The sequence below is a fragment of the Aquaspirillum serpens DSM 68 genome (assembly GCF_000420525.1).
Taxonomy (GTDB): Bacteria; Pseudomonadota; Gammaproteobacteria; order Burkholderiales; family Aquaspirillaceae; genus Aquaspirillum; species Aquaspirillum serpens.
The window spans coordinates 1-1,888 of the sequence record NZ_ATVC01000107.1 but is presented as its reverse complement, the minus strand read 5'-3'; the positions used below and the strand labels follow the sequence as shown (position 1 = coordinate 1,888).

Sequence of the window (1,888 nt, the reverse complement as noted above, 5' to 3'; positions counted from 1 at the left end):
GGTTGTATTCTGTTAAAGATCGAATCAAACAACTTAAACTTGAAAGCTGCCTGCCGCTGCTGTGTTGCAGCGAGGAAGCGAACTATACCCACCTCCTCCATACTCGTCAACAGCTGCAAACAGAAAAAGTTTGGAGAATTAAATAAAATACTGATTTTTAAAAATTTTTTAATTAAGAAAATTCGCGGCAGGCAGCTAAGGCTTGATCTAAACGATCGACACTCACCAAAGTCATGCCCTCAATACTTTGTTTTGGTCGGTTAGCAGTTGGAATAATCGCTCGAGTAAAACCAAGCTTTGCTGCTTCACGCAATCGTTCTTGACCACGCGCCACCGGTCTGACTTCACCGCCCAGTCCCACCTCGCCAAAAACCACCATTTTTTCTGGTAAAGCTTTATCACGCAGCGAAGACACAATCGCTAACAACACAGCTAAATCAGACGCTGGCTCACTGATCCGTACACCGCCAACGGCATTGATAAAAACATCTCGGTCAAAACAAGCGACACCGCCATGACGATGCAACACGGCTAAGAGCATCGCCAATCGATTTTGTTCTAAACCCACCGTCAATCGACGGGGTTGTGGGGCATGCGCTTCATCCACCAAGGCCTGAATCTCTACTAATAGAGGACGTGTCCCTTCTTGTGTGACCAAAACGCATGAACCAGGGACATCATCTTTATGGCTGGATAAGAACATGGCCGAAGGATTTGACACGCCTCGCAAACCGCGTTCGGTCATCGCAAAGACACCTAATTCATTCACAGCACCAAAGCGATTTTTTACTGCGCGGATCATGCGGAAATTAGAGTGAGTGTCGCCTTCAAAGTACAACACCGAATCGACAATATGCTCTAACACCCGCGGCCCCGCCAACGCGCCTTCTTTTGTTACATGACCAACTAAAATCATGGTGCAACCGGTGCTTTTGGCGTAACGGGTCAGTTGTGCTGCGCACTCTCGGACTTGAGAAACCGAACCTGGGGCAGAAGACAGCGTTTCGGTGTAGACCGTTTGAATCGAATCGATAACGACAACTTGGGGTTGCTCTTGTTGTAAGCAGGCCAAAATCTGTTCAGTACGAATTTCTGCTAGTAGGCGCACGTTATCAGCTGATACAGCCAGTCGCTGTGCACGCAAGGCAATTTGCTGCGGCGACTCTTCACCAGTGACATATAACACGGTACGGTGTTGCCCGATGGCAGCGAGTGTTTGCAACAGTAAAGTAGATTTACCAATGCCAGGATCACCACCAATCAATACCACAGCACCACGTACTAAGCCGCCACCCAGAGCCCGATCAAATTCATCAATAGATGTTGAAAAACGTGGCGCTTCTTCGGCACTGACTTCGGACAGCGTCTGCACTCTGCTGTGTGTGGCAGCCAAAGCAGCAAAACGGGCGGGTGTTTGGGTTGGTGGGGCAATGATTTGCTCAGATAAGCTATTCCAAGCTTGGCAGTGTGGACATTGACCTTGCCACTTACTGACTTGCCCACCGCATTCTTCACACACAAAAACGGTTTTTGCTGCTTTTGCCATTAGCTATTGATACCAGGGATGGGGTTGGCTGGTGGAGGACTCGCATCATTGATGATGTCCATGACCTTATGCAGATCTTTTTCGACCCCATTATCGGCCACATCGCGGGCATCACTGTGTTTATCACCCAAAGAACGTAATACCGCTTCTACTTCGGGGTCGGGCTTGCCATCAGGCCCTAAGCTAGCCGCTTTTTTCTTGGCTTCTTCCTCTTCTTTGCGCTTCTTTTCTAACTCTTCAGGAGAAGGCTGTAACGGTCAAATTTTTTCGGACAGAGAGATAGGTTGTGTGTTTGCCATATTCTGTTCGTAGACAGCTGGGGGCAAATAACCCAGAGTTGAA

2 protein-coding genes are annotated in these 1,888 nt (G+C 48.4%); both read right to left on the bottom strand.

Going from position 1 to position 1,888, the window contains the following annotated elements:
* Window positions 1-172 precede the first annotated feature (172 nt).
* On the bottom strand, window positions 173-1,546 hold the full coding sequence (gene radA, locus G465_RS0112695; protein ID WP_022654806.1) for a DNA repair protein RadA: 1,374 nt from the start codon (window positions 1,544-1,546) through the stop codon (window positions 173-175).
* A complete protein-coding gene (locus G465_RS16420) occupies window positions 1,546-1,677 on the bottom strand; it encodes a hypothetical protein (RefSeq protein WP_022654805.1) in 132 nt (43 codons plus the stop codon). Before G465_RS16420 ends, radA begins: the two co-directional genes overlap by 1 nt.
* Between the last annotated feature and the right edge of the window lie 211 nt (window positions 1,678-1,888).